Genomic DNA, 26,122 nt, shown 5'->3' on the forward strand with positions numbered 1-26,122 from the left:
GCGCTCCGGCGCCCGCCTTATCAGGAGATCCTCATGTTTGATTTACTCCTGCGCCGTGCGCGCCTCGCCGACGATACCCTGACCGATATCGCCATTCAGGACGGAAAGATCGCCGCGACGGGCGACATTGACGCTCCCGCCCATAAAACGGTTGAGCTGAACGGCGACGTGTTCGTCAGCGCAGGCTGGATTGACTCCCACGTTCACTGCTACCCGAACTCCCCGATTTACCACGACGAGCCGGACAGCGTGGGCATTGCCACCGGCGTTACCACCGTGGTGGACGCGGGCAGTACCGGGGCCGACGACGTGGACGATTTCTACGACATCACCCGCAAAGCTTCCACCGAAGTCTTTGCCCTGCTGAACATCTCCCGCGTGGGGCTGATTGCCCAGAACGAGCTGGCCAACATGGCGAATATTGACGCCGAGGCGGTGAAGCAGGCGGTGAAGCGCCATCCGGATTTTATCGTCGGCCTGAAGGCGCGCATGAGTAGTAGCGTGGTCGGTGAAAACGGCATTACGCCGCTGGAGCGCGCCAAAGCCATTCAGAAAGAGAACGGCGACCTGCCGCTGATGGTGCACATTGGCAACAACCCGCCGAACCTCGACGAAATTGCCGAGCTGCTGAGCTCGGGCGACATCATCACCCACTGCTACAACGGCAAGCCAAACCGCATTCTGACGCCCTCCGGCGAGCTGCGCGCCTCCATCACCTCCGCCCTGAAGCGCGGCGTGCGTCTGGACGTCGGCCACGGCACGGCGAGCTTCAGCTTTGAGGTGGCGAAACGCGCCATCGCCATGGGCATTCTGCCGCACACCATCAGCTCGGATATCTACTGCCGCAACCGCATCAACGGCCCGGTGGGCTCGCTGGCGAGCGTGATGTCGAAATTCCTCGCCATCGGCATGTCGCTGCCGCAGGTGATTGACTGCGTGACCGCCAACGCCGCCGACGGCCTGCGCCTGACGCGCAAGGGTCGCATCCAGCCGGGTCTCGACGCCGACCTGACGCTGTTCACGATTAAACGCCAGCCAACGGTGCTGACGGATGCTGAAAACGACAGCCTGCAGGCTGAACACATTCTGGTGCCGCTTGCCGCGATCCGCGCGGGCAAGGGCTACATGACCGAACAAGGGAGCACGGAACATGCCTTCGATTTATGAGAAGTATAATTTAAAGCAGGTTATCAACACCTCTGGCCGCATGACGGCGCTGGGCGTCTCCACGCCGCGCCCGGAAGTGGTGCAGGCGGCGATGGACGGCATGAATCACTATTTCGAGATGAAGGATCTGGTTAACAAAACCGGGGAGTACATCGCGAAGCTGCTGGACGTGGAGGGCGCGACGGTAGTTTCCTGCGCATCAGCGGGCATTGCCCAGTCCGTGGCGGCGGTGCTGGTGAAAGACAGCGATTGGCTGCTGGAAAACCTGCACGTGACCCCGATTGAGAACAACGAAATCGTCCTGCCGAAAGGCCACAACGTGAACTTTGGCGCGCCGGTGGGCACCATGGTGGCGCTGGGCGGCGGCAAGCTGGTGGAGGCGGGCTACGCCAACGAATGCTCTGCCGATCAGCTGGCGGCGGCGATCACCCCGCGCACCGCGGCGATCCTCTACATCAAATCTCACCACTGCGTGCAGAAAAGCATGCTCAGCGTCGAGCAGGCGGCGGTCGTGGCACGCAAGCACGATCTCCCGCTGATCGTCGATGCGGCGGCGGAAGAAGATCTGCACGCTTACTACCGATCCGGTGCCGATCTGGTGATCTACAGCGGCGCGAAGGCGATTGAAGGGCCAACCAGCGGGCTGGTGATCGGCAAAACCCAGTACGTTGAGTGGGTGAAGCGCCAGACTGCGGGCATTGGCCGTGCGATGAAGGTCGGGAAAGAGGGCATTCTTGGTCTGACCTGCGCCATCGAACACTACCTGACGGCGACCAAAGAGAGCGGGGCCGAGATGGTGGCGAAGATGACGCCGTTTATCGACGCGCTCAATACCCTGAACGGCGTGACCGCGCGCGTGGTCTGGGACAGCGCCGGTCGCGATATCGCGCGCACCGAGATTAAGTTCGACGAAGCCGCAACGGGCGTCGGCACGGGTGACCTGGTGGCGAAGCTGAAACAGGGGGAATACGCCATTTACTTCCGCGGCTACAAGGCCAACGAAGGGATTATCGAGGCGGACGTGCGCAGCGTGAGCGCTGACCAGCTGAACATCGTCTACCGCCGCATTAGCGAAGTATTAGGACAGGAGAAAAACGCATGAAACTGACCCCCAACTTTTACCGTGACCGCGTCTGCCTGAACGTGCTGGCAGGATCGAAAGCCAACGCCAGCGCCATTTACGAGGCGGCGGAAGGCCACGTGCTGGTGGGCGTGCTCTCCAAAAATTACCCGGACGTGGCGAGCGCCGTTGCCGATATGCGTGAATATGCCGCGCTGATTGATAACGCGCTTTCCGTCGGCCTCGGCGCGGGGGATCCGAACCAGTCTGCGATGGTGAGCGAAATCTCCCGTCAGGTGCAGCCGCAGCACGTCAACCAGGTCTTTACCGGCGTGGCCACCAGCCGCGCGCTGCTGGGGCAGAATGAGTCTGTGGTCAACGGTCTGGTCTCTCCGACCGGCACCGTCGGCATGGTAAAAATCTCCACCGGTCCGCTGAGCAGCGCAGCACCGGACGGCATCGTGCCGGTTGAAACGGCGATTGCCCTGCTGAAAGATTTCGGCGGCAGCTCCATCAAATACTTCCCGATGGGCGGCCTGAAGTGCCGTGACGAGTACAAAGCGGTGGCGGAAGCCTGCGCCCGTCACGACTTCTGGCTCGAGCCAACCGGAGGTATCGATCTGGAAAACTATGAGGAGATCCTGCAGATCGCCCTCGACGCGGGCGTGAGCAAAATCATCCCGCATATCTACAGCTCGATTATCGACAAGGCCAGCGGCGACACGCGTCCGGAAGATGTACGTACGCTGCTTGAAATGACGAAGAAGCTGGTGAAGTAGTATCTGCCCTCACCCTAACCCTCTCCCAAAGGGAGAGGGAACTTTTACCCCCTCTCCCTTTGGGAGAGGGCCGGGGTGAGGGAAAACAAACCGCACAAATATAAAGGAGCCACCATGCACACCCGTACCCTGCTTGTTGCTTCACTCTCAATGTTCGCCACTGCCGCTGTCGCCCAGACGCAATACGCCTGGGTGGGCACCTACAACCCCAACGGTGAAGGGCTGTACCGCTTTACCGTTGACCCACAAACCGGCGCGCTGGCGAATAAAACGCTGGTGAGCAAGCTGCCGAACGCCGCGCAGCTGACCGTCTCGCACGACGGCAAAACGCTCTATCTGGCAAGCGAAGTGGAGCAGGGCGTGGTGCAGGCGCTGCGGGTGGGGGATAACGGGGAGCTGAGCGAGCTGAATCAGGTGGCCTCCGGCGGTGCCGGACCGGTGTATCTCTCCCTGACGCCGAACGGCAAGCATCTGCTGGTGGCGAACTATGTCAGCGGATCGATTGCCGTGTTGCCCCTCAACGCGGACGGCAGCCTGGGTGACGCTACGGACAAACATCAGGATCAAGGGGAACCGGGCGCGGCGAAGCCGGAAGCGGCTGTCGAAGGTAGCTTTGCCATCAGCGATCACAACGGCCCCCATGCGCACATGATCGCTGCCGATCCGAGCGGGAAATATGTTTTTTCTACCGATCTGGGGCTGGATCGTATCTATCAGTACCGCTTTGACGATCGAACCGGAAAGCTGACGCCGAACGATCCGCCGTTTATCAGCGCCTCCTCAAAAGGCGCCGGCCCGCGCCACTTTGTCTTTACGCCAAAGGGGGACGCCCTGTGGCTGATTAACGAAGAGGCGTCTACGCTCACCCATTATGCGCTGGACAGCAGCGGCAGGCTGAAAGAGGGCAAAACGGTCTCTGCCCTGCCGGACGGCTATAAAGGCACCAGCTTTGCAGCCGGGCTCGCATTAAGCGCCGACGGTAAGCAGCTGTATGTGGCTAACCGTTTGCATAACAGCATCGGGCACTTTACCGTAACAGCGGAGGGCACGCTGACCCATCAGGATGACGTGTGGACGCGCGGCGACTACCCGCGCACCCTGACGCTTGATAAGCAGGGACGCTGGCTGTACGTCATGAACCAGCGCAGCGACAACATTACCCGTTTCCGCGTGGCGCAGGACGGCAAGCTGAGCTTCGAGCCTGACTATACCCCGGTCGGCAGCCCATCCCAGATGGTCATTTCACCTTAAGCTGTAAGAGGACAAACCCGTGCGATTTCCGAACCAACGTTTAGCGCAACTTTTCGATCTGTTGCAAAACGAGACGCTGCCACAGGACGAGCTGGCGCAGCGGCTGTCGGTCTCCACGCGAACCGTCCGCGCCGATATCACCGCCCTGAACGCGCTGCTGGCAAGCCACGGCGCGCAGTTTATTCTGAGCCGGGGCAACGGCTACCAGCTAAAAATTGATGATGCCGAGCGCTATCAGCAGCTTCAGGCATCGCACCCGCGCGCGCTGCGAATTCCCCGAACGGGACCGGAGCGCGTGCACTATCTGGTGGTGCGTTTTCTGACGTCGGCGTTTTCGCTTAAGCTTGAAGATCTGGCTGACGAGTGGTTTGTCAGCCGCGCCACGCTGCAAAGCGACATGGTGGAAGTGCGCGAGTGGTTCCAGCGCTATAACCTGACGCTGGAAACCCGCCCGCGCCACGGCATGAAGCTGTTTGGCAGCGAGATGTCGGTCCGCGCCTGCCTCACCGATCTCCTGTGGGAACTGGCGCAGCAGGACAGCCTCAACCCGCTGGTGACGGAGATCGCGCTCAACGCCGGGGTACCGGAGCAGATGGTAGCCGTGCTGCACGACGCGCTTACCCGGCACCACATCCGCCTGACTGACGAAGGCGAGCTGTTCCTGCGTCTGTACTGTGCGGTGTCGGTGCGTCGTATCAGCGAAGGCTTTCCGCTGCCGGAATTTCATGCGGAAGACGTGGAAGAGAACGTGCGCGAGGCGGCGAAGGATATCGCGGTGGTCATTCAGGAGCTGGCGGGCAAAGCGCTGTCGCCGTCAGAAGAGAGCTGGCTGTGCGTGCACATTGCGGCGCGGCAGATTCAGGAGATCGCCCCAAGCGCGATTAACGCCGACGACGACGAAGCGCTGGTCAACTACATCCTGCGCTACATCAACACCCACTATAACTACAACCTGCTCAGCGACGCGCAGCTGCACGCGGATCTGCTCACGCACATTAAAACCATGATCACCCGCGTGCGGTATCAAATCATGATCCCCAATCCGCTGCTGGAAAACATCAAGCAGCATTACCCGATGGCATGGGATATGACGCTGGCGGCGGTGTCGAGCTGGGGCAAATACACGCCGTATGCGATCAGCGAAAACGAGATTGGCTTTCTGGTGCTGCATATCGGCGTCGGGCTGGAGCGCCACTACAACATCGGCTACCAGCGCCAGCCGCGCGTGCTGCTGGTGTGCGATGCCGGGAATGCCATGGTGCGCATGATCGAGGCGGTGCTTCAGCGCAAGTATCCGCAGATCGAGGTGACGCGCACGCTCACCCTGCGCGAGTACGAGCTGGCGGATGCCATCGGCGAGGACTTTGTTATCTCTACCGCCCGCGTCAGCGAAAAATCCAAACCGGTGGTGACGATCGCCCCGTTCCCGACCGACTATCAGTTAGAGCAGATCGGCAAGCTGGTGCTGGTGGACCGCACCCGCCCGTGGATGCTGGAGAAATACTTCGACGCGGCCCATTTCCGCATTCTCGACAAGCCCGTTGACCAGCAAACGCTGTTCCGCGAGCTGTGTGATCAACTTGAACGCGAAGGTTTTGTTGGCGCGGAGTTTCTGGATTCGGTCGTCGAGCGTGAAGCCATCGTCAGCACCATGCTCGGCGACGGCATTGCGCTGCCTCACTCCCTCGGCCTGCTGGCGCAGAAAACGGTGGTCTACACGGTTCTGGCTCCGCAGGGCATCCCGTGGGGGGATGAAACCGCGCACGTCATCTTCCTGCTCGCCATCAGCAAAAGCGAGTACGAAGAGGCGATGGCGATTTACGATATCTTCGTCACCTTCCTGCGTGAACGGGCGATGGCGCGCCTGTGCCAGTGCGGAGATTTTGCCGGGTTTAAGGCGGTGGCGATGGAGAGTTTGAGCCGGTTTTGAGAGGCGTTATCCAGAATTCGATGTAATGCGAATGTAATGCTAAACTGCATTACACATTCGATTTTACTGGAGGCATAATGGCCACGCTGAACGTCCGTCTGGATGACAAACTCAAAAATGAGGCTTATGCCGTGCTGGAAAAACTGAATATCACCCCAACGGAAGCCGTGCGGTTACTGTTTCAGTACGTCGCGGAAACAGGGCGTATGCCAGTGAAAACTGTCACCATTAGCGACAGTGAAGATGAACTGGTACAGGCAGTCCGGGAGCGACTGGCGAATCCGCAAAAGGGAATTAAGGTTAGTCTGGATGACTTATGAGCTGGTATTTGACCCGAGGGCGTTAAAGGAGTGGCATAAGCTGGGCGATACGGTGAAATGCCAGTTTAAAAAGAAACTTGCTGACGTCTTAGTGAACCCCAGGATCGAATCGGCACGCCTGCACTGTCTGCCGGATTGCTACAAAATAAAACTCAGATCTCAGGGTTATCGTTTGGTCTATCAGGTGCAGGACAACGTAGTAACGGTATTTGTTATCGCTATCGGAAAGAGAGAGAAATCAGCCGTTTATCATGATGCAAACAAACGGCTTTAGCGTTTAACGCAGATGATGCACAACCTGGTTGCTGCTGCCGCGCCAAATCAGCGCCGGGTCTTTTAAATCCTGTACGAACTTGCCGTCGACCAGCACGTTAATCAGTTCCACCACTTCCATTTGCTGCGCGTTCAGCTCATCCAGCTTATAGCCTGTCCAGACCCAGATATCTTTTCCCGCACACTCTGCCCGAATGCGCTTCACCAGCTTCAGGATATCCGGCACGTTTTGCGGGTGCAGGGGGTCGCCACCGGAAAGTGAGATCCCCTGACGGTGAATGCGCGTGTCGTTCAGGTCGTTGACGATCTTGTCTTCCATCTCAGCGGTAAACGGCATGCCGGAGTTCAGACGCCAGGTGCTTTTGTTGTAGCAGCCGGGGCATTCGTGGACGCAGCCTGAGACGAACAGGGTGCAGCGGGTGCCGGGGCCGTTGACGATGTCGACGGGGTAGTATTGATGGTATCGCATAGAAAATGTCCAGAGAATGTGCGCGCGCTGATGCCCTCACCCCGGCCCTCTCCCTGTGGGAGAGGGGGAAGAGTTCCCTCTCCCTTGAGGGAGAGGGGTAGGGTGAGGGGGAAAACCCTGCGCAGAACTTACCCGATCTGCCCATTCCCCAAATGCTTGACGCGACGCTTCACCTCTTCCTGCTTGCCGGCGTTAAACGGACGCGCGTCCGGGCTGCCGAGATAGCCGCACACGCGACGGGTCACGGAGACGCGGGCCGCATCGTGGTTGCCGCATTTCGGGCAGGTGAAGCCTTTGCTCGTACACTCGAACTCACCGGTAAAGCCGCATTCGTAGCATTCGTCGATGGGCGTGTTGGTCCCGTAATACGGCACGTGCTGATAGCTGTAATCCCATACGTCTTCCAGCGCCTTCAGGTTGTGCTGAATGTTCGGGTACTCGCCGTAGCAGATGAAGCCGCCGCTGGCGATCGGCGGATAGGCCGCTTCGAAGTCGATCTTATCGTACGGGTTCACCTTTTTCTCCACGTCGAGGTGGAAGCTGTTGGTGTAATACCCTTTGTCGGTCACGCCTTCCACAATCCCGAACTCGGCGGTATCCAGACGGCAGAAGCGGTCGCACAGGTTCTCGCTCGGCGTGCTGTAGAGGCTAAATCCGTAGCCGGTTTCCTCTTTCCACTGGTCAACCGCGTCGCGCAGGCGTTGAACAATCGCAATGCCTTTTTCGCGCAGGGCCTCGCTGTCGTACATATGCGTATCGCCAGCCAGTGCGTTGATGGTCTCGTGGATGCCGATATAGCCCAGCGAAATCGACGCGCGGCCGTTTTTGAAGATCTCGGACACGTCATCGTCCGCCTTCAGGCGCACGCCGCATGCCCCTTCCATATAAAGGATTGGTGCAACGCGGGCTTTCACTCCTTCAAGCCGAGCGATACGGGTCATCAGCGCCTTACGCGCCAGCTGCAGGCGTTCATCCAGCAGCTTCCAGAATTCAGCTTCATTGCCTTTGGCCTCCAGCGCGATGCGCGGCAGGTTCAGGCTGATCACGCCCAGGTTGTTACGCCCGTCGTGGATCTGCTCGCCGTTTTCATCTTCGTACACGCCGAGGAAGCTGCGGCAGCCCATTGGTGTTTTAAACGAGCCGGTCACTTTAACGACCTGATCGTAGTTCAGGATGTCCGGGTACATGCGCTTGCTCGCGCACTCCAGCGCCAGCTGTTTGATGTCGTAGTTCGGGTCGCCAAACTTGTGGTTCAGGCCGTCACGAATCGCGAACACCAGCTTCGGGAATACCGCCGTTTTGCGGTTCTTGCCAAGGCCGGAAATACGGTTGCGCAGGATGGACTGTTGAATCAGGCGTGATTCCCAGCTGGTGCCCAGGCCAAAGCCGAAGGTTACAAACGGCGTCTGGCCGTTGGCGGTGTGCAGCGTGTTCACCTCATATTCCAGCGACTGGAACGCGTCGTAGCACTCTTTTTCGGTGCGGGAGTGCGCATAGCCGTCCGCGTCCGGGATCTGCCACTCTTCGGCGGTTTTACGGTGCTTGTTGAAGCTCGCCGTTACGAACGGGGCCAGCACTTCATCAATGCGGTTAATGGTGGTCCCGCCGTAAATATGGCTCGCCACCTGGGCGATGATCTGTGCCGTAACCGCGGTGGCGGTGGAGATGGATTTTGGCGGTTCAATCTCGGCGTTACCCATTTTAAAACCGTGGGTCAGCATGCCTTTCAGGTCGATCAGCATGCAGTTGAACATCGGGAAGAACGGCGAATAGTCGAGATCGTGATAGTGGATCTCGCCGCGCTCGTGCGCAGACACCACGTCGCGCGGCAGCAGGTGCTGACGGGCATAGTGTTTGGCGACGATACCGGCCAGCAGGTCGCGCTGGGTCGGGATCACTTTACTGTCTTTGTTGGCGTTTTCGTTGAGCAGGGCAGAGTTGGTCTGCTCCACCAGGCCACGGATCTCCTGGTTCAGGCGACCGCGCTTCTCACGCTGCACGTCACGATCGTGGCGGTACTCAATGTAGGCGCGCGCCAGCTGCTTGTAAGGCCCCGCCATCAGCTGGTTTTCAACCGCGGTCTGGATCTCATTGATATCGACCTGGCTGCGTTCAGTCATCTGGCTGCTAACGACTTCTGCGACGGTGGCGCAGTAATCTGCGTCATCGACTCCCGCTGCTTTAGCTGCACGCAGAATGGCTTCCTGGATGCGCTCTGATTTAAACGGCACTTTACAGCCATCACGTTTCATCACATGCGGTGTCATGATCACTCCATTTTTTGAAAACAGGTTATCCACAGAGGTGGAGAAGTATTCACCGGGCGTATTCCCCGCCGGGCCAAAGACTTCCCGCGTTCCCAGCTCGTGTTATCCACAGTTCCGGCCAGCGTCAGCGCCGTCTTGTTGTTGGAATAGTAGACGAAAAATACAAGATGTTGGGTCGGCGTGCATTTTAAGTGCTACATATAGTGATTTGCATCAAACAAGTTTGCGATTTATTTGACGCAGAACAAAGTAAAAAGACGAGAGTACAAACGGCGGGCGCTTCAGCCTTTGTAAAGACGCAGAGGAAAAATCTGATTAATTATTCAACAAAAACAAGCGCTCAGCACGGTACGTGCTGAGCGCCGTTCGGTTAACTCATTCCGCAGGCCCAGCTCAATCCTGCCTGTATAAAGGCTGCGGTAGCGATACTACCCAGTATCACCGGAATGAGAAGGGAGCGGTCGGGGGACGCATCCTGTTTTTGCGGTTCTTCAGCACTCAGGGCTGACATCGCCTCTTCCCGGGTGCGCGACGCCAGAAGCTGCTCACGTACCCGATCTTCCGTCAATAAACTGGTCAGCGTCGTCAGCAGCTGCATATGGGTACTGCCTGCTTCTGCGGGCGGAATGGCGAGCAGAAAAACCATTCTCACCTCTTCATCCCCTTCCAGACCCGGCCAGCGTATCGGGTCGTCAAAGAGCGCCAGACAAAACGCCGCCTGCTGCACCGCCTCGGTTTTACCGTGCGGAACGGCGAGCGCTTCACCCAGCGCGGTAGGACCTTCGCTTTCGCGTTGTAAAACGCTCTGGATAAACGTTTCTTGATCGCTGATGATTTTCCGCCCGGCGAGCGGTTCGGCGAGCCAGCGGATCAGCGCTTCAGGCGTACGGTGCGGCGGGTTGATAAAAACCAGATCGGGGTGCGTCAATGCAAGCAAGTTCATATTAAGCCTCCATTAAAAAATCGCAGGTCGCGGAAGGGGGGATCGCCGTTACCGGCTGCACCGGCTCTTCCAGATAGTTGATCTGATGGAGCTCTGCCAGCGCTGCCGGGACGGGAACCGGCTGCGTCCCGGCGTTAAACACCCGGACGACCGTGCCGCGCGACTGCTGCGCATGGGGCAGGGCAGAAAGGATGAGCGGCTCCGGCAGGGTCAATAGTGAGAATTGTGCCGGAAGCTGGCGGTCGGGCAGGCGCAACGAAAAGCGCTCAAGACGGTGATCGAGCGTGTGCAACGATTGCCGCTGATAGGTGAAGGGCTGCCCGGCGGCCTGATTTTCCAGCCGACGAAGCGTGAGATGGTCGGCGCTGTCGGCCAGCGCGACGGTGAATGAAAAGTGCAGCGGTTTCAGCAACTGGGCATCGGGGGTTTCAACCACCGTATTATTAATGCCGGACGCCCGGCCTGGCCGCCAGTCGAGATCGTTGCGCCCGAGCACGCCCGTCGCTTTAAACAATGTCAGGGCAATCGCCGCCGGTTCGCTGCCGATAATCTGAAACTCTTTCATACCTCGGCTATTCACCACCAGCGCTTTGCCCGCTTCCGCGACGGCAATAATGCCTTCGGTGGTTTCGATATCCACGGGCATCTCGCGATAGCGCTCCTGCCAGTTTTCTCCGGCACATCCCGTTTCGCGCTGGATTATCGCGAAGGGCTGGGAGGCGATAGCGTGACGGGTGTGAATATCGCTGCCGATCAGTAAACGTAGCCGGTGATCGCAGTGGCTGTTTTCAAGCGTACTCTCGACATACAGGTTCGGATCGTCGTGGCGTAATTCGCACACCAGACGAATGGATAGCGGCGTTCGGTCCGTATTCTGACGGCCTGCGAGATCCTGCGGAAGAAGCATCGTGGCCTCAACGATCAGCTTTTCAACAAGTGGCGTTTTCAGGCTGTCGACGAGCGTAAAATGCGAACAGCGCGTCGGTACGTCGCCCGCAAGCGGCGAGAAATCGTAGCTGTCGCCCGCATCTGCGCAGTCTTCAAGGGTAAAGAGAGAGGGGATACGCCTGCCGCTGCGTTTGTCTTCCAGGGTTAGCGTTCCGGCGTCCAGCGACAGTCGATAGTGCGCATTCACTATCTCGCTTCCCTTTGTCTGTAAATGCTGGCGGAACGGCGCAGGGTCATCTTCCACGTTAACCGTGATGTAGCCGACCGACGGCAGAACCGGGGTTTGCAAAGCAACCTGCCAGCGGAAATAAGGGGGAAGGGGCGTTTCACACTCGCCTTCAGCGGTAAGGGAGATCGCCGTTCCGCCGGGCAACACGTCTCTTTTCAGGACGTCGAAGGGGATGGGCTGGCCCTGATACGTCAGTGCGATATTGTCAGCGCGGCTGTAGAGAGTGGTTTTCACCACGCGTTGCGTTTGCGCGGCCAGCGGGTTGAAAATCAGCAGGTCGCCGTCCTGAATGCAGGCGGCCAGGGTTTTCACCACCAGATTCCACAGGCTGTGGCACAGCTGTTCGGTTTGCTCCAGCCGATGCAGGATGTCGCGGTTGGTGGCATCACTGTTACAGCCGCCAATGGAGTCGTGGGCGTGGCTTCGCAACAGCTTCTTCCAGAGGGTATCGACCACTGAGAGGTTGACCGGGATGCCCTGATGACGCGCCATGGCGATTGTCGGCTCCAGCTGTCGCAGGATGAACTGCTCAACCTCATCATTTTTCTTTTTGATGTCGTAGCGCACGGAGCCGATCGTTTTATGAATGCGGGTGTAGCGCGGTGATTTCAACTCTCCTTCCCATAGTTCAAACAGCTCACGCTGCGCGCGCAGGGTGTCGACGTAGCGCTCCAGCGAACTGAGGACGTAACGGTCCTCGTCGGGGGAGCGTGCGCTGGCGAGCTCCAGGATTTTCGGCAGCGCCGGGTCGATGCTGACCTGATCGCCGCCGCAGGGCAGGAGCAGGTCGTTGATACCGGCGCGTGAACGCAGGTGATTGACCATCGGAAAGATTTTGCCCTCCAGATGGCTCGCTTCTGACTCTATGTTTTTCGCCGCGCCATAACCGAACGACATCGCGCAGGCGATAACGGTCGCCCCTGACGGCGCGCGCCAGAGGAACTGGCTGCTTTTGGCGTGCCTGTCATGATCGATACCGCGCCAGAAGACGATGCTGTCGAGATTGCAGCCCTGCAAGATCGTCGGCATCTGCGCATTGTGGCCGAAGGTATCCGGAAGATAGCCAACCTGCATGGCGTGCCCCAGCGTCCGGGCGGCGAAGATGCCGTATTTGAGGTTGCGGATGATGGATTCGCCATGCACGTTGTAGGTGTCCGTCTGGGTATACCATGGCCCCACGAAGATCCTTTTGTCTCTGACCAGCGTTTCCAGCCTGGCGCGATAATCGGGATTGATGGCGAGAAAGTCCTCCACCACCGCCATCTGGCCGTCAAGGTGATAGCAGCTATATGCCGGGTCCTGCTCCAGCGTGTCGATGACTTCCGCAAAGTTATATGACGCCAGCACCATGCTGTCCTGACGGGTGAAATACCACTCCTGATCCCAGTGCGTGTGGGCAATGACATGGATCTGATTCATGACGTTCCCCTTACCTGGCGTTCTTTGGGCTGACGTAAAGCACGCCCAGGGCGCAAATCAGTGCGCCAATAAAGACGCTCGCCAGGTAGCCCGCCACGTTGGTTGCCAGCGGCCAGCCCCAGATGGCCGGTAGCGGCAGCGTCTGCTTCACGCCGAGTGCAATGGCGACCAGCGCGCCGGCGACGGCACCGGTCATGAACACCGGGATCAGGCGTGGGTTTTTCAGGATGAACGGGATCGCACCTTCCGAGATCCCAATAACGCCCAGCAATAGCGAGGTGCTGCCAACGGTCTTCTCTTCCCGGCTGAAGACATCCGGTAGTCCAAAGCGGCCGTTAAGGAACGCGGCAAAGCCAACGCCAATAGAGGGGATGACGATGGAGAGTTCACGGGCGGTTAAATCAAACGTCTCGCTCATGCCATTCAGGCCGAGTGCGACGGAACCTGCCGCCTTGTTAACCGGGCCGCCCAGGTCGAACGCGGTGCCTGCGGCTATCATCGCAGAATAGAACCCGCGCCCGGTGTCACCTGCCGAGGTAAAAAAGACCACCATCAGCTGGTTAAGTGAGCCAAAAATGGGGTTAATCAAATACTCCATGACCATCACCAGCGTAATGCCGGTGATCAGCGGGACGATCAGCATGGTCTTAATGGTGGTCAGTTGCTGGCGGACGTGAATAGCATCGTTCAGCCAGCGCACCAGATAGCCCACAAAAAAGCCGATGCCGATCGCGCCGAAAAAGCCGGACGGCATAAAACCTTCGATATCAAAGAAGCGCTTGTAGACTTCGTCGGACATAATGCCGCCGATAAGCCCTGGGATCAGCGCCGGTTTGCCGGCAATGGAAAATGCCAGATACATAGCGAAAACCGGATACATGAACTTGATGGTCATAAAGCCCACTTTATCCAGCACGCTGAACGGCGAATGTTCGATGTTAATAAACTGGCCGGTAATTTTAGCCGTTGCCATCATCAGCCCGCCCATGACCACCACCGGCAGCATATAGCTGATGGCTGCCATGATATGGCCGATAAAAATCTGGTAAGCCGAACGCTGGAGATCGTCTTCATGTACGACAGTGGTGACGCTTTTTTCCATGGCCAGCGCCTGGCGCAGATATCGATCGGTATGCTTGATCAGCTCTTGCGTACGGGTCTGAAGGTGAGGAATGTTTTCAAAGCGCTCGGCATCCTGAATGGGGACGTCGGTTGCCAGAATAATGGCCGTGGCGGAGGCGATGTCCTGCTTCGTTAAGCGGTTTTTAACGCCGTCGCTGCCCTGCGTTTCGACCTTAACCTCAATATTGTGCGCTTTAGCCCATGCAATAATTTTATTCGCCGCCATAAAGGTATGTGCAATGCCCGTCGGGCAGGCTGTTACCGCGACAACTTTTTGTTTCGTCATTGTCATAATTCCCTGGATGTGAAAACAGGGAAAGTATAAAGAGAACCTAAAACAGTTTTTAACGTTTGCTAATACTAATTACGTATCGTGATACGCGTAAATGCAATGTGTGAAGCGCCTTCCAGAGACTATTTTCCCGTTGTGTTAATATCATGCCGGGATTAAACAGGGTGTAATATATGAATTCATTCCAGGGAAGTGAACGCTTGATATTTGAATACATTCAGCATCACGCGTGTAATATTTCTAATATATCGGCAAAAGAGATTGCCCGTGATACCTTTACAACGACAACATCCGTTAATCGTGTGTGTAAAAAAATGGGATATAAAAGTTATACCGAGCTCCGGTACCGTTTTTTGCGCGATCATTTTACCCCTGCGCCAGTAGCGCCCGACGTAGGGCCACAGGCGGACGATATTGTGGCGGAGGTGTCCAGGTTGCTCGCCCATTCCAGCCATATCTATCTGTACGCACGCGGCGCCTCGCTCACCAGCCTCAACTACCTGTCGCGCTTTTTATCGCTGGCGAGCCTGCCGCACCTTATTTTGAATGACATGCACCAGCTGACACGGGTATCGAAGGGGACGCTGGTGCTGATCAGTAAATCCGGGGAGACGCAGTCGCTGATTGAAATGGCGCGTAACGCGCTGCGTAAAGGCTTAAAGATTATTGCCATTACCCGCGAGGGGTCGGCACTGGCGGCAATTTCAACGCTATGCTGGCCGTTACCGATCGACATTAACGCGGTGTCGCTGTATCAGCGGGAGGGCCAGCTTGAACTGTTAAGCGCCGTGGACCGTATCGGCTGCAGGCTGCTGCAGCACGATACGGTGTAGTCAGGTCGTCAGAGCTGCTTCACTATCCCCAGACGTACGGCATAATCATTTTCATGGTTGCCGTCATCGTTGATATAGGTTTTATCCAGCGAAACCAGTTCGACGTATGGCGTCCAGCCATCGTCGAGCTTGTAGTTGAACGCGACGGTATGTTCCCAGTAGGTATCATCCCCGGTTCCCTGATCGACATTATCCTGCCAGCGGAAGCGCGGGTTGTAGGACATGCCGAATTTGCCAATGTTGTACGCGAACCAAATGTCGAACTGGTGTGACTGGCGGCGGGTGTAGCCGCTGCCGTCGAGTTCTTTGTCGCTGTGCGCGTCATTGACGGTGTTATAGCGATAACGGGCGGAGAGGTTCAGACCATTATCGAACGCTTTCCACCCCTGAATGAAGGGGCGGTAATGGGTATTGCTGGCGGTGAAAACCGTCACCATGCCAGGCGCAACGGCGAAGCCATTTCCCAGATCGAAGCGCCAGCGCGTTTCAATCTCCTGCGCCGCTTCCGTTAACCCCTTGTCGTCGGAATTATAACGGTCGGTATCACCAAAAAAGGTATCGTTGTGGTTTTGTGCGGCTTCAACGGAGAAGTAAAAGCCGTTATTCGCCTGGTGCATCACTTTAATACGTGAATCATTGACGTCTGAGCGCGTATTATGCCCAAAACGAAGGTCGACGGACGTATTTCCGCACCATCCCTGCGTACTTAATAATAATGCGCTAATACACGTTGCTTTAATAATTGTCTTTTTCATAATGTCCTGCCGAGGTTATTTAATTGGCAGGGCTATTTTTATTTTGGGTACGTCGTGATGTAAAAGTTATCGTCGTACATTTAGCGTATCGCTAAACATAAAAAAGGAGATACAGCATGCTGTATCTCCTGACGTTTATTCCTGCACCCACCAGATGGCTTCAAACGGGCGCAATAGCAGCGTATCGGGACGGGAGGGGACGTCCTCATAGTTGCTAAGGGCGACCCGCCATGCGCCCTGTACCGGGTCCGGCTGCCACTGCTGGCGCTCGCCGCTCAGGTTAGCTACTACCATTAGCGTCTGGCCCTGCCACCGGCGGCGATAGCACCACAGGGAAGGGTGTTCCGGGAGCAGATCGTCATAGTCTCCCCACGTCAGCACCGGCAGGGTTTTGCGCAGGCTAATCAGCGACCGATAGGTGTAGAACACCGAATCAGGGTCGTCCAGCGCCGCGCGGGCGTTCACGGTTTCGTAGTTGTCGCAGACACCAATCCACGGCTCGCCCTCGGTAAAGCCCGCATTGTGCGACGCGTCCCACTGCATTGGCGTGCGCCCGTTATCGCGGGATTTGCTCGCCAGAATTGCCAGCAATTCATCCGGCTCGCGGCCGCTGGCCCGCAGTTCCGCGAACATGTTCAGGCTCTCCACGTCGCGGTAGTCGGTGATGCGGCTGAAGTGCGGGTTGGTCATTCCCAGCTCTTCACCCTGATAGATATACGGCGTGCCCTGCATGCCGTGCAGCACCATGCCGAGCATCTTCGCGGCAGCCACACGATGTTCCCCTTCGTCACCAAAGCGCGACACGATGCGCGGCTGGTCGTGGTTACACCAGAACAGCGCGTTCCAGGCTTTGTTGTGCATCCCCTGCTGCCAGTGGCGGAAGAGGGTTTTCAGCGCCACGAAGTCAGGCTTCGCCTTCGTCCACTTTTCGCCGCCGGGGTAGTCCACCTTCAGATGATGGAAGTTAAAGGTCATCGACAGCTCGCGCCCGTCGAGCGACGCGTACTGCTGGCAGTTCTCCAGGGAGGTTGAGGACATCTCGCCCACCGTCATCAGGTTGCGCGGGGTGAAGACGTCGCGGCTCATCTCCTGCAGATATTCGTGGATGCGCGGCCCGTCGGTGTAGAAGCGGCGGCCGTCGCCGATGCTGTCGTCCGGGAAATCCTGATCTTTAGAGATGAGGTTAATCACGTCCAGGCGCAAGCCGTCCACGCCGCGATCGGCCCAGAACTCGCACACCTTTTTCAGCTCTTCGCGCACCGCCGGGTTTTCCCAGTTGAGATCCGCCTGCTCTGGGGCAAAAAGGTGAAGGTAGTACTGCTCGCTCTCGGCGTGCCAGCGCCAGGCGTTGCCGCCAAACTTGGATCGCCAGTTGTTAGGAAGCTGCTCCGGCGTGCCGTCGCGCCAGATGTAGAACTGTCGGTACGGACTCGCTTTGTTCAGCGACTCGCGGAACCAGGCGTGCTGCGTGGAGGTGTGGTTAAACACCATATCGAGCACAATGCGAATGCCGCGCTCGTGCGCCCGGGCAACCAGCTCGTCGAAATCATCCAGCGTGCCATAGGACGGGTCGATGGCAGTGTAATTCGCCACGTCGTAGCCGTTATCCACCTGCGGGGAGATATAAAACGGCGTCAGCCAGATGGCGTCGATGCCGAGGGATTTCAGGTAATCCAGGCGCTGGGTCACGCCGCGCAGATCGCCCGTGCCGCTGCCGGTGGTGTCCTGGAAACTCTTTGGGTAAATCTGATAGATGACGCCGTTCTGCCACCAGTGAGGAAGGGTATTCATAGTGCGTTCCTGCAAATGCGAAGGGGCGCAACTGCGCCCCGAAAGATGAAGTTAAACAATCTGCAGCGTGCCCTGACGGAACTTACGCTGGTAAACCACGGTGGTGAGCGCCATGGGGACGATAATCGCTACCGCCATCGCCAGGGCAAACACCTGCCAGAAAGCGGGCTGGATGGAGAGGATGCCCGGCAGGCCGCCGACGCCAATCCCGTTTGCCATCACGCCGTTCAGGCCGCACAGCAGGCCCGCCAGACCGGAGCCGATCATCGCGCAGAGCATCGGGAAACGGTATTTCAGGTTGATACCGTACATCGCCGGTTCGGTGACGCCGAGGTAGGCAGAGATGGCCGCCGGAACGGAGATCTCACGCTCGTTGTGCTTACGGCTGACGATGATGATGCCGGTGACCGCCGACGCCTGCGCAATGTTAGACAGGGCGATAATCGGCCAGACCGGCGTGCCGCCGAGGCTCTGGATCATCTGCATATCAATAGCCAGCGTGGTCTGGTGCACGCCGGTGATCACCAGCGGGGCGTACAGGAAGCCAAACAGCGCGGCACCGACTGGCGCGAAGCTGCCGGTCATCAGGTGACGGACCGCGAAGGCCACGCCGTCGCCGATCATGCGGCCAAACGGACCGATAAAGGCGTGCGCCAGGAACACCGCCAGAATCAGCGAGCAGACCGGCACCACCACCAGATAGAGGTAATCCGGCACGATGCGCTTCAGGCGCGTTTCAATAAAGCCCAGCGCCAGACCGGCCAGCAGTGCCGGAATGACCTGCGCCTGATAGCCCACTTTGGCGATGGTAAACAGGCCGAAGTTCCACACCTCAGGCACCTGCTGACCAAGTAAGTAAGCGTTCATTAACTGCGGAGAGACCAGCGTGACGCCCAGCACGATACCGAGAATCGGCGTACCGCCCATCTTGCGCACCGCGGACCAGCAAATCCCGACCGGCAGATAGAAGAAGATCGCCTCGCCAATCAGCCACAGGAAGTCGTAAATGGTTTTCAGCGCCGGATACATCTGCGCCAGGGTTTTGCCGTCGCTCATTGGCACATCGCCGATGACGTTACGGAAGCCTAAGATTAAGCCCCCGCTGATCAGCGCCGGCAGCAGCGGGAAGAAAATTTCCGCGAAGTGGGAAATCAGCTGCTCGTGCCATTTCATATTCTGGCGCGCGGCCTTCTTGGCCTGCTCTTTATCCGCCGCGCTGTGCCCGGTGGTCGCCAGCAGAGCCTGATAGTAATCGCCCACTTCGGTACCAATAACCACCTGGAACTGTCCGGCGTTGGTGAAGCAGCCTTTAACCATGGAAAGCTCTTCAATGGCCTTCGGATTGGCTTTGGCCGGATCATTCAGCACGAAGCGCAGGCGGGTAATGCAATGGCTGACGGTTGCGATGTTCTCGCGGCCGCCGACCAGGACGATCAGCCGATCGATATCTGCTTGTTTGACTTTACTCATCATGAAACCTCATGACAGATGGTGAGAGGGGTGTAATGACCTGAGCGCAAGCCTACTCCTTCAGCGTGACGGCGAAAATGGGAACGTTCCCGAAATCAGGCGAAGATCACAATAATCCGTTTTAGAGGGGTTACGAAAGGTGAGCGGGAATGACGATCTGACGCGGCTCGCTCCGCCCGTTGATCTGCTCGATCAGCTGCGCGGCGGCCTGTCTGCCGGACTCGGCGTAGCCCGGATCGACGGTGATGATCTCCGGATGCAGGAACTTCATCAGCGGCGTGCTACCCACGCTCGCCACCTGCAGGCTATCGATGCGCTGCTCCTGCAGATATTTGCTGGCGCCCAGCGCCAGGGTATCGGTGGCGCACACCAGCGCGGTGGTCTGCGGCGTCAGAACGCTGGCGACCTGCTCGTAGCCCTGCTTCATGCCCAGCCCCGGCAGGGAGGCCACGGCCGGGAGATTGTGCTTTTTGCAAAAGGCCAGGTATGCCTCGTGACGGCGCTTGCCGGTGGTGACGTCCGCGTGCGGTACCCCAAGGAAGCTGATGTGGCGATGGCCTTCGTCAAACAGGCGCTGCATCAGGGTGATAATCGCGCCCTCGTCGTCATAACAGACGGAGGCAAAACCGTGGGCATCGCGCGCCAGCAGCACCAGAGACGGCTGCCAGTGTTTCAGCATCTCTTCGTTGATGCCGGTAAAACCAAACAGCACCACGCCGTCAATGTTGCGTCGCTGGAGCATGCCCAGATGTTCTTCCACCAGCTGCGGCGAGAACTGGCTCTCCATCATGATCGGGTCATAGCCCTGCTCGTAGAAGGCGGGCAGCATGGTCTGCACGGCGAGGTTCTCTGAGAGTGAATCCAGACGCGAAACAATGATCGCGACCACTTTATCGCTCTGCCCGCGCATGGCCCGCGCGGAGCGGGAAGGGGAAAAACCGTGCTGATTCATGACCGCCTCAACGCGTTCGCGGGTGCGTTCGCTGACACCACTTTCGTTGTTCAGCACGCGCGACACGGTGGATTTCCCCACGCCGCTTAAACGCGCGATGTCTTTAATCGTAAGGCGGTTCTGCATGCTGTTTTCCCTGTAACAACGACAAAATGGTCAATTGAGCCTAATGCTATAGCGCGATTTCGCTATGGGCAAAGTCTGGTTTACGTACTGTTTATTTGCAGGCGGGTATAATACCGCCCGAATCGCCACAAAGGGTACGCTTAAATCCTTATACTGCGCGGCGACACCCTGTTTTTTTACTTACCGGAGGCTTTATGGATCCCGATCCCACACCTCTCCTGAACGGGAGAACACGTTCTTTCCGGTAAGCCAGCTTTTGCTGTCTCACCGGTAATGTGAGGCAGCAACGTCCCAAACGTTCCTGCTTGAAAAATTGAGTGCCTGACAGGTACGGCTTTGCCACGCCTGAAGGGAATGCTGCGTCCGCCCAGGCGGATGCGGAGGAATGTCTATGTTTAAAAATATCACCCGGCAGCTGCAGGCGCTGCTGAGCCGCCACCTGCCACACCGTCTTGTTCAGCGCGACCCGCTGCCCAATGCCAAAAACATGGCGGGGGCGGCGATCCCCGCGTCCCTGACCGAACGCTGCCTGAACGTGGCGGCGATGGATGAAAACGAAGTCTGGCGCGCCTTTGGCGGTCATCCTGAAGGGCTGAACGCGTCTGAAGTGGAAAAAATCCGCGCCGTGCACGGCGATAACCAGATCCCGGCGCAGAAGCCCTCTCCGTGGTGGGTGCACCTGTGGCTCTGCTACCGCAACCCGTTCAACCTGCTGCTGACCGTGCTCGGCATTATCTCCTACGCGACGGAAGATCTGTTCGCCGCGGGCGTCATCGCCCTGATGGTGGGCATCTCCACGCTGCTGAACTTCATTCAGGAAGCCCGCTCCACCAAAGCGGCGGATGCCCTGAAGGCGATGGTCAGCAACACCGCGACCGTCTCGCGGGTGATTAACGATCTCGGCGAAAACGCCTGGGTGGAGCTGCCTATCGACCAACTGGTGCCGGGCGATCTGGTGAAGCTGGCGGCGGGGGACATGATCCCGGCGGATTTACGCATCATCCAGGCGCGCGATCTGTTCGTGGCGCAAGCCTCTCTGACCGGGGAATCCCTGCCCGTTGAAAAGGTATCGCGCAGCCGCGACCCGCAGCAGATGAACCCGCTCGAGTGCGATACCCTGTGCTTTATGGGCACCACGGTTGTGAGCGGCACCGCGCAGGCGATTGTCACCGCCACCGGGGGCAATACCTGGTTTGGTCAGCTTGCCGGGCGCGTCAGCGAGCAGGAGAGCGAGCCTAACGCCTTCCAGAAAGGGATTGGCCGCGTCAGCATGCTGCTGATCCGCTTTATGATGGTGATGACGCCGATTGTGCTGCTGATCAACGGCTACACCAAGGGCGACTGGTGGGAGGCGGCGTTGTTTGCGCTCTCCGTGGCCGTTGGCTTAACGCCGGAAATGCTGCCGATGATTGTCACCTCCACGCTGGCGCGCGGGGCGGTGAAACTCTCTAAACAGAAAGTGATCGTCAAGCACCTGGACGCCATTCAGAACTTCGGCGCGATGGACATCCTCTGCACCGATAAAACCGGCACCCTGACGCAGGACAAAATCGTGCTGGAGAACCACACCGATATCGCCGGTAAAACCAGCGAGCGCGTGCTCCACAGCGCGTGGCTGAACAGCCACTACCAGACCGGGCTGAAAAACCTGCTCGACGTGGCGGTGCTGGAAGGCGTGGACGAGGAAGCCGCCCGCACGCTCTCCGGCCGCTGGCAGAAGGTGGACGAAATCCCGTTCGACTTCGAGCGCCGCCGCATGTCGGTGGTGGTGAGCGAGCAGACAGACGTGCACCAGCTGATCTGCAAAGGGGCGCTGCAGGAGATCCTCAACGTATCGACGCAGGTTCGCTATAACGGTGAGATCGTCCCGCTGGACGACACCATGCTGCGCCGCATCAAGCGCGTCACCGACAACCTGAACCGTCAGGGGCTGCGCGTGGTGGCGGTGGCGAGCAAGTTCCTGCCCGCGCGTGAGGGGGACTATCAGCGTATCGACGAATCCGATTTGATCCTTGAGGGTTACATCGCATTCCTCGATCCGCCGAAAGAGACCACCGCGCCGGCACTGAAGGCGCTGAAGGCAAGCGGTATTACCGTCAAAATCCTCACCGGCGACAGCGAGCTGGTGGCCGCCAAAGTGTGCCACGAGGTCGGCCTTGACGCGGGCGACGTGGTGGTGGGGAGCGACATTGAGCACCTCACCGACGACGAACTGGCGCAGCTTGCCCAGCGCACCACGCTGTTTGCCCGCCTGACTCCGATGCACAAAGAGCGCATCGTCACCCTGCTGCGTCGCGAAGGGCACGTGGTGGGCTTTATGGGCGACGGCATCAACGACGCGCCCGCGCTGCGTGCGGCGGATATCGGTATCTCCGTAGACGGCGCGGTGGATATCGCCCGCGAAGCGGCGGATATCATCCTGCTGGAAAAGAGCCTGATGGTGCTGGAGGAGGGCGTTATCGAAGGGCGTCGCACCTTCGCCAACATGCTCAAGTACATCAAAATGACCGCCAGCTCCAACTTCGGTAACGTCTTCAGCGTGCTGGTGGCGAGCGCGTTTCTGCCGTTCCTGCCGATGCTGCCGCTGCATCTGCTGATCCAGAACCTGATGTACGACGTGTCTCAGGTAGCGATTCCGTTTGATAACGTGGACGACGAGCAGATCCAGAAGCCGCAGCGCTGGAACCCCGCCGATCTGGGGCGCTTTATGCTGTTCTTTGGGCCGATCAGCTCCATCTTTGACATTCTGACCTTCTGCCTGATGTGGTTTGTATTCCACGCCAACACCCCGGAACATCAGACGCTGTTCCAGTCCGGCTGGTTCGTGGTAGGTCTGCTGTCGCAGACGCTGATTGTGCATATGATCCGCACCCGCCGCATTCCGTTCATCCAGAGCCGTGCCGCGTGGCCGCTGATTGTGATGACGGGGATTGTGATGGCGCTCGGCATCGCGCTGCCGTTCTCGCCGCTGGCAGGCTACCTGCAGCTGCAGGCGCTGCCGCTGAGCTACTTCCCGTGGCTGGTGGCGATCCTCGCGGGCTATATGGTGCTGACGCAAATGGTGAAAGGATTCTATGCGCGTCGGTACGGGTGGCAGTAAGTTTTTCACCCTCTCCCCTTTGGGGAGAGGGCCGGGGTGAGGGGACTGGCTTTCCTCCCAAATTCAACAACCTGTGATCTCCATCGGCGCATTCGCTTGACGACAAATTGAGCGCATGTTAACAGAATGTTTTGCCTTTATTTGGCCCGTCAGATAAGGAACATTCATGTTACGGTACAGTCTCTTAACCGCCGGGCTGATGCTCGGCGCCTCTGCCTTTGCCGCTCCGGCAGGCGATCTCCCTTTGATGCCCTGGCCTGCTAAGGTCGAACGCCCGACCACCCAGGGCGCGCTGGTGCTCAGCAACAACGTATCCATTAGCGTCACCGGGGACGATCTCGGTGACGCCGTCAACCGCCTGCGCCAGCGCATTGCCCTGCAAACCGGCTGGACGCTGCAGCCTCAGGCTGAAAAGCCAGACAAACCGACCATCCGCATCGCGATTGCCAAAAAGGTCAAGCCGCAGCCGCTGCCGGACAGCGATGAAAGCTATAGGCTCACGGTGGACGCCAACGGCGTCGATATCTCCGCAAACACCCGCTTCGGCGCGCTGCGCGCCATGGAAACGCTGCTCCAGCTGATGCAGAACGGCGCGGAAAACACCTCGCTGCCGTGGGTCACCATTGAAGATTCGCCGCGCTTCCCGTGGCGCGGACTGCTGCTCGACTCGGCGCGCCACTTTATCCCGCTGCCGGATATCAAGCGCCAGATCGACGGTATGGCCGCGGCGAAGCTCAACGTCCTGCACTGGCATCTGACCGACGATCAGGGCTGGCGCTTCAGCTCGAAGCGCTACCCTAAGCTGACGCAGCTTGCCAGCGACGGGCTGTTCTACACCCCTGAACAGATGCGCGAGGTGGTGCGTTACGCCGCCGAGCGCGGCATTCGCGTGGTGCCGGAGATCGACATGCCGGGCCACGCCTCGGCGATTGCCGTGGCCTATCCGGAGCTGATGAGCGCCCCGGGGCCATACAGCATGGAGCGCAGCTGGGGCGTGCTGAAGCCGGTGCTGGATCCAACAAAAGACGCAACCTACGCCTTTGCCGACGCGATGGTCAGCGAACTGGCGGCGATCTTCCCCGATCACTATCTGCACATCGGCGGTGATGAGGTGGACGACAGCCAGTGGAAAGCGAACCCGGCCATTCAGCAATTTATGCGCGATAAGAAGCTTGCCGACAGCCACGCGCTGCAGGCGTATTTCAACCGCAGGCTGGAAACGATCCTTGAGAAGCATCACCGGCAGATGGTCGGCTGGGACGAGATCTACCATCCCGACCTGCCGAAAAGCATTCTGATCCAGTCCTGGCAGGGGCAGGACGCGCTGGGGCAGGTGGCGCAGAACGGCTACAAAGGCATTCTCTCGACGGGCTTCTATCTCGATCAGCCCCAGTCCACCGCCTACCACTACCGCAATGAAATCGTCCCGCAGGGGCTGAACGGCGTGGATGTGATTGCAGACACCGACAGCGTCCAGAGCTGGGCCTTCACCATGCCTCGCCTGAAGGGCAAGCCGGTAGAGGGGAGCTTTACGCTGGTAAAAGGGGATGCCGGCTGGCGCGGATTTATTGATTTTGCCGGGAAATCCCGCCGCGCGGTGCAGGACATTGAATGGCGTGACGACAATCAGGTGACCTTCACCGTCGACACCTGGATGGGCGAGACGCGCCCGGTCGTCAACGTTGATAACGACAAGCTTTCCGGTTACTTCCTGATGGGGAATACGCGCTACCCGATTAGCGGCTCGCGTGTGGACGAGGTACCGAAAGGCATTCCGCCCGTCGTGCCGGACGTGGCGAATCAGGCCAACCTGCTCGGCGGTGAAGCCGCGCTGTGGGCGGAGAACGTGGTCGCACCGGTGCTGGATATCCGCCTGTGGCCGCGCGCCTTTGCGGTGGCGGAGCGGCTGTGGTCAGCGAAGGACGTCAACGACGTCGACAACATGTATACCCGCCTGCAGGCGATGGACAGCTGGTCGACGGTGTCCGTCGGGCTGCAGCAGCATACCCAGCAGCAGGTGCAGTTCACGCGCCTTTCTAACAGTGCCGACACCCTGCCGCTGCAAATCCTCGCCCAGGCGGTGGAGCCCGCGCAGTATTACACCCGCCAGCACCTGAAGTTCCAGGCGGGAAATTATCATCAGTTCGAACCGCTCAACCGCTTCGCGGATGCACTGAACGCCGAAAGCGCCACGGTGCGGCAGATGAACAAATGGGCCGACAGGCTGGTGAGCGATGCGGAAGACACGGAAAGTGCCGACGCGCTGCGCCACGTCTTTAACCGCTGGCAGGGCAACACCAGCGACGCGCTGGCGCTAAGCGAAAACAGCTATCAGCTGAAGAGCATGAAACCGGTGATTCAGGAGGTGGATAAGCTGGCCTCGATTGGCCTGAGGCTGACGGATCTGGTGGCGCGCCAGGGCACGCTGGATGATAAAGAGATTGCGTCGATTCAGAGCGAGCTGGATAACGCGGCGAAGGTGCAGGACGAGGTGGTGATTGCGGCGGTATATCCGCTGGAGACGCTGCTGCGGGCGACGCGGAATCAGTAACCCCTCACCCCGGCCCTCTCCCAAAGGGAGAGGGTGTATAAATTCCCTCTCCCTTTGGGAGAGGGTTAGGGTGAG

General features: G+C 58.7%; 19 protein-coding genes. 10 read left to right on the forward strand and 9 right to left on the reverse strand.

Annotation, left to right across the window (positions count from 1 at the left end; all coding sequences use genetic code 11):
- Positions 1-33: 33 nt before the first annotated feature.
- The 7 genes from V1603_RS05450 (at position 34) to V1603_RS05480 (ending at position 6,781) form a co-directional block, all read left to right on the forward strand.
- Positions 34-1,167 carry an amidohydrolase/deacetylase family metallohydrolase gene (locus V1603_RS05450; RefSeq protein ID WP_395313582.1) on the forward strand — a complete coding sequence of 378 codons (1,134 nt, stop codon included), beginning with the start codon at positions 34-36 and terminating at the stop codon, positions 1,165-1,167.
- On the forward strand, positions 1,151-2,269 hold the full coding sequence (locus V1603_RS05455) for a DgaE family pyridoxal phosphate-dependent ammonia lyase (protein WP_316379794.1): 1,119 nt from the start codon (positions 1,151-1,153) through the stop codon (positions 2,267-2,269). The genes V1603_RS05450 and V1603_RS05455 overlap by 17 nt, the downstream gene beginning before the upstream one ends.
- Positions 2,266-3,006, forward strand: a complete 741-nt coding sequence (locus V1603_RS05460; RefSeq protein ID WP_316379793.1) for a KDGP aldolase family protein — start codon at positions 2,266-2,268, stop codon at positions 3,004-3,006. Before V1603_RS05455 ends, V1603_RS05460 begins: the two co-directional genes overlap by 4 nt.
- A 114-nt stretch (positions 3,007-3,120) precedes the next feature.
- On the forward strand, positions 3,121-4,257 hold the full coding sequence (locus V1603_RS05465) for a lactonase family protein (RefSeq protein WP_395313583.1): 1,137 nt from the start codon (positions 3,121-3,123) through the stop codon (positions 4,255-4,257).
- Between the two features lie 19 nt (positions 4,258-4,276).
- Positions 4,277-6,187 carry a BglG family transcription antiterminator gene (locus V1603_RS05470; protein WP_395313584.1) on the forward strand — a complete coding sequence of 637 codons (1,911 nt, stop codon included), beginning with the start codon at positions 4,277-4,279 and terminating at the stop codon, positions 6,185-6,187.
- A gap of 77 nt (positions 6,188-6,264) precedes the next feature.
- Positions 6,265-6,507 (forward strand): type II toxin-antitoxin system RelB/DinJ family antitoxin, encoded by a 243-nt coding sequence (locus tag V1603_RS05475; RefSeq protein WP_131634141.1) that lies wholly within the window; start codon positions 6,265-6,267, stop codon positions 6,505-6,507.
- A complete protein-coding gene (locus tag V1603_RS05480; protein ID WP_163330703.1) occupies positions 6,497-6,781 on the forward strand; it encodes a type II toxin-antitoxin system RelE/ParE family toxin in 285 nt (94 codons plus the stop codon). Before V1603_RS05475 ends, V1603_RS05480 begins: the two co-directional genes overlap by 11 nt.
- Positions 6,782-6,784: 3 nt before the next feature.
- On the opposite strand, the gene nrdG is transcribed toward V1603_RS05480, so the two are convergent.
- From nrdG to V1603_RS05505, 5 genes are all read right to left on the reverse strand, one after another.
- On the reverse strand, positions 6,785-7,249 hold the full coding sequence (nrdG, locus tag V1603_RS05485; protein ID WP_116343566.1) for an anaerobic ribonucleoside-triphosphate reductase-activating protein: 465 nt from the start codon (positions 7,247-7,249) through the stop codon (positions 6,785-6,787).
- A 128-nt stretch (positions 7,250-7,377) separates the two neighbouring features.
- Positions 7,378-9,516, reverse strand: a complete 2,139-nt coding sequence (nrdD, locus tag V1603_RS05490) for an anaerobic ribonucleoside-triphosphate reductase (RefSeq protein ID WP_163330705.1) — start codon at positions 9,514-9,516, stop codon at positions 7,378-7,380.
- A gap of 370 nt (positions 9,517-9,886) precedes the next feature.
- Positions 9,887-10,459: a PTS sugar transporter subunit IIA gene (locus tag V1603_RS05495; RefSeq protein WP_192981807.1), complete on the reverse strand. Its 573-nt coding sequence runs from the start codon at positions 10,457-10,459 to the stop codon at positions 9,887-9,889.
- A 1-nt stretch (position 10,460) separates the two neighbouring features.
- On the reverse strand, positions 10,461-13,055 hold the full coding sequence (locus tag V1603_RS05500) for a glycoside hydrolase family 38 C-terminal domain-containing protein (RefSeq protein WP_395313585.1): 2,595 nt from the start codon (positions 13,053-13,055) through the stop codon (positions 10,461-10,463).
- A gap of 10 nt (positions 13,056-13,065) precedes the next feature.
- A complete protein-coding gene (locus V1603_RS05505; protein WP_163330708.1) occupies positions 13,066-14,463 on the reverse strand; it encodes a PTS fructose transporter subunit IIC in 1,398 nt (465 codons plus the stop codon).
- A 179-nt stretch (positions 14,464-14,642) separates the two neighbouring features.
- Here V1603_RS05505 and V1603_RS05510 point away from each other — a divergent pair, with 179 nt between their 5' ends.
- Positions 14,643-15,302, forward strand: a complete 660-nt coding sequence (locus V1603_RS05510; protein ID WP_233003423.1) for a MurR/RpiR family transcriptional regulator — start codon at positions 14,643-14,645, stop codon at positions 15,300-15,302.
- 8 nt (positions 15,303-15,310) lie between these two features.
- Here V1603_RS05510 and V1603_RS05515 read toward each other — a convergent pair whose 3' ends face one another.
- The 4 genes from V1603_RS05515 to treR form a co-directional block, all read right to left on the reverse strand.
- Positions 15,311-16,057: an oligogalacturonate-specific porin KdgM family protein gene (locus tag V1603_RS05515; RefSeq protein WP_061099423.1), complete on the reverse strand. Its 747-nt coding sequence runs from the start codon at positions 16,055-16,057 to the stop codon at positions 15,311-15,313.
- Between the two features lie 135 nt (positions 16,058-16,192).
- Positions 16,193-17,848: an alpha,alpha-phosphotrehalase gene (gene treC, locus V1603_RS05520; protein ID WP_320720098.1), complete on the reverse strand. Its 1,656-nt coding sequence runs from the start codon at positions 17,846-17,848 to the stop codon at positions 16,193-16,195.
- 51 nt (positions 17,849-17,899) lie between these two features.
- Positions 17,900-19,318 (reverse strand): PTS trehalose transporter subunit IIBC, encoded by a 1,419-nt coding sequence (treB, locus tag V1603_RS05525; protein WP_116343620.1) that lies wholly within the window; start codon positions 19,316-19,318, stop codon positions 17,900-17,902.
- Positions 19,319-19,448: 130 nt separating this feature from the next.
- Complete coding sequence (gene treR, locus V1603_RS05530) at positions 19,449-20,396, reverse strand: trehalose operon repressor TreR (protein WP_116343559.1); 948 nt, start codon at positions 20,394-20,396, stop codon at positions 19,449-19,451.
- Between the two features lie 391 nt (positions 20,397-20,787).
- Here treR and mgtA point away from each other — a divergent pair, with 391 nt between their 5' ends.
- Complete coding sequence (gene mgtA / locus V1603_RS05535; protein ID WP_116343558.1) at positions 20,788-23,496, forward strand: magnesium-translocating P-type ATPase; 2,709 nt, start codon at positions 20,788-20,790, stop codon at positions 23,494-23,496.
- Between the two features lie 166 nt (positions 23,497-23,662).
- A complete protein-coding gene (locus V1603_RS05540) occupies positions 23,663-26,047 on the forward strand; it encodes a beta-N-acetylhexosaminidase (protein ID WP_395313586.1) in 2,385 nt (794 codons plus the stop codon).
- Positions 26,048-26,122: the final 75 nt, after the last annotated feature.

Source organism: Enterobacter sp. ECC-219, from assembly GCF_043966805.1.
Lineage (GTDB): Bacteria > Pseudomonadota > Gammaproteobacteria > Enterobacterales > Enterobacteriaceae > Enterobacter > Enterobacter cloacae_N.

What these genes read in the sequence shown, in the direction of transcription:
- V1603_RS05480 (WP_163330703.1), top strand. Translation starts at nt 6,497, where the DNA reads ATGACTTATGAGCTGGTATTTGACCCGAGGGCGTTAAAGGAGTGGCAT.
- V1603_RS05515 (WP_061099423.1), bottom strand. Translation starts at nt 16,057, where the DNA reads ATGAAAAAGACAATTATTAAAGCAACGTGTATTAGCGCATTATTATTA.
- V1603_RS05540 (WP_395313586.1), top strand. Translation starts at nt 23,663, where the DNA reads ATGTTACGGTACAGTCTCTTAACCGCCGGGCTGATGCTCGGCGCCTCT.
- V1603_RS05495 (WP_192981807.1), bottom strand. Translation starts at nt 10,459, where the DNA reads ATGAACTTGCTTGCATTGACGCACCCCGATCTGGTTTTTATCAACCCG.
- treR (WP_116343559.1), bottom strand. Translation starts at nt 20,396, where the DNA reads ATGCAGAACCGCCTTACGATTAAAGACATCGCGCGTTTAAGCGGCGTG.
- V1603_RS05475 (WP_131634141.1), top strand. Translation starts at nt 6,265, where the DNA reads ATGGCCACGCTGAACGTCCGTCTGGATGACAAACTCAAAAATGAGGCT.
- V1603_RS05450 (WP_395313582.1), top strand. Translation starts at nt 34, where the DNA reads ATGTTTGATTTACTCCTGCGCCGTGCGCGCCTCGCCGACGATACCCTG.
- nrdG (WP_116343566.1), bottom strand. Translation starts at nt 7,249, where the DNA reads ATGCGATACCATCAATACTACCCCGTCGACATCGTCAACGGCCCCGGC.
- treC (WP_320720098.1), bottom strand. Translation starts at nt 17,848, where the DNA reads ATGAATACCCTTCCTCACTGGTGGCAGAACGGCGTCATCTATCAGATT.
- V1603_RS05505 (WP_163330708.1), bottom strand. Translation starts at nt 14,463, where the DNA reads ATGACGAAACAAAAAGTTGTCGCGGTAACAGCCTGCCCGACGGGCATT.
- V1603_RS05500 (WP_395313585.1), bottom strand. Translation starts at nt 13,055, where the DNA reads ATGAATCAGATCCATGTCATTGCCCACACGCACTGGGATCAGGAGTGG.
- V1603_RS05455 (WP_316379794.1), top strand. Translation starts at nt 1,151, where the DNA reads ATGCCTTCGATTTATGAGAAGTATAATTTAAAGCAGGTTATCAACACC.
- V1603_RS05465 (WP_395313583.1), top strand. Translation starts at nt 3,121, where the DNA reads ATGCACACCCGTACCCTGCTTGTTGCTTCACTCTCAATGTTCGCCACT.
- nrdD (WP_163330705.1), bottom strand. Translation starts at nt 9,516, where the DNA reads ATGACACCGCATGTGATGAAACGTGATGGCTGTAAAGTGCCGTTTAAA.
- treB (WP_116343620.1), bottom strand. Translation starts at nt 19,318, where the DNA reads ATGAGTAAAGTCAAACAAGCAGATATCGATCGGCTGATCGTCCTGGTC.
- V1603_RS05460 (WP_316379793.1), top strand. Translation starts at nt 2,266, where the DNA reads ATGAAACTGACCCCCAACTTTTACCGTGACCGCGTCTGCCTGAACGTG.
- V1603_RS05510 (WP_233003423.1), top strand. Translation starts at nt 14,643, where the DNA reads ATGAATTCATTCCAGGGAAGTGAACGCTTGATATTTGAATACATTCAG.
- mgtA (WP_116343558.1), top strand. Translation starts at nt 20,788, where the DNA reads ATGTTTAAAAATATCACCCGGCAGCTGCAGGCGCTGCTGAGCCGCCAC.